At 70.1% G+C, this 4557-nt stretch carries 4 protein-coding genes; 3 read left to right on the top strand and 1 reads right to left on the bottom strand.

Features of this window, described 5'->3' with window-relative positions:
• Window positions 1-986: substrate-binding domain-containing protein (locus HGA02_RS11190; protein ID WP_168679075.1), on the bottom strand; the 986-nt coding region annotated here is incomplete at its 3' end.
• A gap of 187 nt (window positions 987-1173) precedes the next feature.
• On the opposite strand from HGA02_RS11190, the gene HGA02_RS11185 reads away from it, so the two are divergent.
• The 3 genes from HGA02_RS11185 (at window position 1174) to HGA02_RS11175 (ending at window position 4444) form a co-directional block, all read left to right on the top strand.
• Window positions 1174-2121: a carbohydrate ABC transporter permease gene (locus HGA02_RS11185; RefSeq protein ID WP_168679074.1), complete on the top strand. Its 948-nt coding sequence runs from the start codon at window positions 1174-1176 to the stop codon at window positions 2119-2121.
• Window positions 2114-3052 (top strand): carbohydrate ABC transporter permease, encoded by a 939-nt coding sequence (locus HGA02_RS11180; RefSeq protein WP_168679073.1) that lies wholly within the window; start codon window positions 2114-2116, stop codon window positions 3050-3052. The genes HGA02_RS11185 and HGA02_RS11180 overlap by 8 nt, the downstream gene beginning before the upstream one ends.
• Before the next feature lie 63 nt (window positions 3053-3115).
• Window positions 3116-4444 (top strand): ABC transporter substrate-binding protein, encoded by a 1329-nt coding sequence (locus tag HGA02_RS11175; protein WP_168679072.1) that lies wholly within the window; start codon window positions 3116-3118, stop codon window positions 4442-4444.
• Window positions 4445-4557 lie beyond the last annotated feature (113 nt).

Genomic DNA, 4557 nt, shown 5'->3' with positions numbered 1-4557 from the left:
CGCACGGCGAGCAGCGGGCGGATCAGCGGCGGGGTGGGGTCGACGTCGTCGCCCGCGGCGGACCGCCGCAGGTGCTCCCACGCGAGGCGGCCGAGCTCGACCTGCGGGACGGTCGCGGTCGTGAGCGACGGGGTCGCGTACCGCGCGAGCTCGATGTCGTCGAAGCCCGTGATCGAGATGTCGCCGGGGACGGCGACGCCGAGCTCGTTGAGCCGCGCGAGCAGGCCGAACGCGACGAGGTCGTTGTAGGCGACGACGGCGGTGGCGCGCGACGCGAGCACGTCCTGCGCGGCGGCGTACCCGGAGTCGACGGACGACCCGGCGGGCATCTCGGAGAGGCGCAGGTCCTCGCGGCGGGCGGCGGCCACGCGCAGCGCCTCGAGCCGCGCGGAGTGCGACGCGCTGCTGGTCGGGCCGGCGAGGTAGAGCAGGTGCCGGTGCCCGAGCCGGGCGAGGTGGTCGACGATCTGCTCGATGCCGTCGGCGTAGTCGATGCCGAGGGTCGGGGTGGTGCCGTCGGGGGCGCGGTTGACGACGACGACGGGCTGGATCTCGGGGAGCAGCGCGCGCAGTGTCGGCTCGGGCATGCGCGGCGAGACGAGGACGACGGCGTCGCAGCGCAGGCGCGCGTCGAGCGCGACCTTCTCCTCGTCGACGCTGTCCTCGGCGGTGTCGGCGACCAGCACGCGGTAGCCGCTCTCGGACGCGGCGGACGCGACCCCGCGGAGCACCTGCTGGAACATCGGGTTGGCGAGGTCGGGGACGACGACGGCGACGGTCTCGGTGCGGCCCAGCGACAGGCTGCGCGCGACGTTGCTCGGCCGGTAGTGGAGCTGGTCGGCGACCTCGCGCACGCGGGACGCCAGCTCGGCGTCGACGGTCGTCCGGCCGTTCATCACGCGCGAGACCGTGGCGCGCGAGACCCCCGCGATGCGCGCGACCTCCGCGATGGTCGGCGCGGTGCGCGCCCACCCGTTCTGCGTCACTGCAGTCCTCCACCGGGTCGTTCCCGTCCGACCCGCGGGGCACGCGTTGCTCGACCCCCCGGGTACGGTTCGTGGCCGAACATACACCACAGGAAACCGGTTCCCAAGGCGCTCGGCCGGTGCTACGGTACCCAATCGGGAACCGGTTTCCCGCTGCAACGCCGATGCACAACGAGGTGGTCGACGCATGTCGGTAGTAAGTGAGTTCCGGCGAACGACCGGGAGACGAGGAGCCGCGGGCGCCGCCCGTGGCGTCACGGGACGGGGCGAGGGCAAGGTCGCCGCGATCTTCCTGGCGCCGTGGTTCCTCGGGCTGTTCCTCATCACCGTCGGGCCGATGGTGATGTCGCTCTACCTGTCCTTCACGGAGTACCGGCTGCTCAAGCCGCCGACGTGGATCGGGCTGGAGAACTACACGCGGATGTTCGAGGACCCCCGGCTCCTCAACTCCCTCAAGGTCACGTTCACGTACGTGCTGACGGCGGTGCCGCTGCAGCTGGTCGTGGCCCTCGGGCTCGCGATGCTGCTCGACCGCGGGCTGCGCGGGCTGTCGTTCTACCGCTCGGTGTTCTACCTGCCGTCGCTGCTCGGCGGCTCGGTCGCCGTCGCGATCCTCTGGCGGCAGGTGTTCGGTGCGGAGGGCCTCGTCAACGCGTTCCTCGCGCTGTTCGGCGTGCAGGGCAAGGGGTGGGTCTCCGACCCCGACACCGCGCTGTGGACGCTCGTCGCCCTGCACGTCTGGACGTTCGGCGCCCCGATGATCATCTTCCTCGCGGGCCTGCGGCAGATCCCGGAGATGTACTACGAGGCCGCGTCGATCGACGGCGCCGGCAAGGTGCGGCAGTTCCGCAGCATCACGATCCCGCTGCTCACGCCGATCATCTTCTTCAACCTCGTGCTCCAGGTCATCGGCGCGTTCCAGAGCTTCACGCAGGCGTTCGTCGTCTCCGGCGGAACCGGCGGACCGGCCGACTCGACGATGTTCTACACGCTCTACCTCTACCAGAAGGGCTTCACGGCCCTGCAGATGGGCTACGCCTCCGCGATGGCGTGGCTGCTGGTGCTCATCGTCGCCGCCATGACGGCACTCAACTTCCTCGCCTCCAAGTATTGGGTCTTCTACGGTGATGACTGACCTCCAGATGCGCCCCGACCCCGCCGCCGGCGTCCACGCCTCGCGCGCCGACGCCCGGCACGGCGGCACCGACGCCCCGGCGCTCCGCGTCCGCTCCCCCTGGCCGTCCCGCTGGCGCGCCTTCCTCAAGCACGTGGGCCTGATCGCGCTCGCGCTGATCATGCTGTACCCGCTGATCTGGCTGCTCGTGAGCTCGTTCAAGCCGAGCGAGCTGATCTTCCGGGACGTGTCGCTCATCCCGTCGGAGATCGACACCACCAACTACACGGCGGGGTGGAACGCGCTGCAGTACCCGTTCAGCCGCTACCTGCTGAACTCGGCGCTCATCGTCCTCGGCTCGCTCGTCGGCAACCTCGTGAGCTGCTCGATGGCGGCCTACGCGTTCGCGCGGCTGCAGTTCAAGGGCCGGCAGCTGTGGTTCGCGATCATGCTCATGTCGATCATGCTGCCGATCCACGTGATCATCGTCCCGCAGTACGTGCTGTTCTCCCGGCTCGAGTGGATCAACACGTTCCTGCCGCTGATCGTGCCGAAGCTGCTGGCCACGGACGCGTTCTTCATCTTCCTCATGGTCCAGTTCTTCCGCGGCATCCCGAAGGAGCTGGACGAGGCCGCGCGCCTCGACGGCTGCGGGCACGGCCGCATCTACCTGCAGATCATGCTGCCGCTGTCGATGCCCGCCCTCGCGACCACCGCGATCTTCACGTTCATCTGGACGTGGAACGACTTCTTCAGCCAGCTGATCTTCCTCACGAGACCGGACATGTACACGGCACCGGTCGCCCTGCGCACGTTCATCGACGCCACGGGCCAGAGCTCGTGGGGCCCGATGTTCGCGATGTCGATCGTCTCCCTCCTGCCCGTCTTCCTCGCGTTCCTCTTCGGCCAGAAGTACCTGGTCAAGGGCATCGCGACGACCGGCATCAAGTAGCACCCGGGCTCGCGCCCGGCCGCAGTGACCAGCACACCGACGTCCTCGTCACGAAGGAGAACCATGCGCCACCGTCCCGCCCTCCGCGGCCGGACCGCCGTCCTGCGGTCCGCTGCACTGCTCGCCGTCGGGGCCCTCGCCCTGACCGCCTGCGCCGGGTCCGACGAGCCCGCCGCCGAGGCCACCTCGTCCGGCCCGCCCGAGCCCGTCGAGATCCGCTTCTCGTGGTGGGGCTCCGACACCCGCCACGAGCTCACGCAGCAGGTGCTCGACAAGTTCACCGAGAAGTACCCGCACATCACGGTGGTGCCGGACTACACGGACTGGAACTCGTACTTCGACAAGCTGAGCACCGGCGTCGCCGGCGGTGACGCCCCCGACGTCATCACGCAGGAGGAGCGCTACCTCGCGGACTACGCGTCGCAGGGCGTGCTGGCCGACCTGAACGAGCTCGACCTCGACACCTCGAAGATCGACCCGAACGTGCTGCAGTCCGGCACGATCGACGACGCGCTCTACGGCGTCGCGACGGGCGTCAACGCGTACGCGATCGTCGCGGACCCCGAGGCGTTCGCCGCCGCGGGCGTCGAGCTGCCCGACGACACCACGTGGACGTGGGAGGACTACGTCGACATCGCCAACGAGATCTCGGCCAAGACGGGCAAGGCCGTCTACGGCGCGCAGGACTACGGCTTCAACGAGCCCGGCTTCTCGATCTTCGCGCGGCAGCGCGGCGAGTCCCTCTACAACGAGGACGGCGAGGTCGGCTACAAGGAGTCGACGCTGGCCGACTGGTGGCAGTACTCGCTCGACCTGCAGGCCGGCGGCGGCACGCCCGACGCGGCGCTCACGGTCGAGACCGACGCGGGCGGCCCGGAGCAGTCCCTCGTCGGCACCAACAAGGGCGCGATGGCGTGGTTCTGGACCAACCAGCTCACCGCGATCACGACCGCGTCCGGCCGCCAGCTCCAGCTGCTGCGCGTCCCCGGCGAGTCGGAGGAGGAGCGCACCGGCATGTACTTCAAGCCGGCCATGTTCTACTCCGTCTCCGCGAAGTCGCAGCACCCGGAGGAGGCCAAGCTCCTCGTCGACTTCCTGCTGAACGACCCCGCCGCCGGCGAGATCCTGCTGTCCGACCGCGGCCTGCCCGCCAACACCGACGTCCGCGCCGCGGTGCAGGACAAGTTCAACGACACCGACAAGCAGGCCGCCGAGTTCCTCGCGAGCCTCGAGGGCGACATCGTCGACGGTCCCGTCGTGCCGCCGGTGGGTGCGGGCGAGGTCGCCGGCATCACCAAGCGCATCAACGAGGAGGTCCTGTTCCAGCGGCTCACGCCCGAGCAGGCCGCCAAGCAGTTCACCGACGAGGTCAAGCTGGCCATCGGCCAGTAGTCCTCGCTCACCTGCCGGCCCGACCGCCGGCACGCACGACCTCGACGGGGCGGTCCGCACGCAGCGGGCCGCCCCGTCCGCCGTCCGGGCGGCGGGGACCGGCGACGACGCCC

Source organism: Cellulomonas septica, from assembly GCF_012396155.1.
In the GTDB taxonomy this organism is placed as follows: domain Bacteria; phylum Actinomycetota; class Actinomycetes; order Actinomycetales; family Cellulomonadaceae; genus Cellulomonas; species Cellulomonas septica.
Note: the sequence above shows the minus strand (reverse complement) of the source record. Positions and strands in the feature narration are given on the sequence as shown.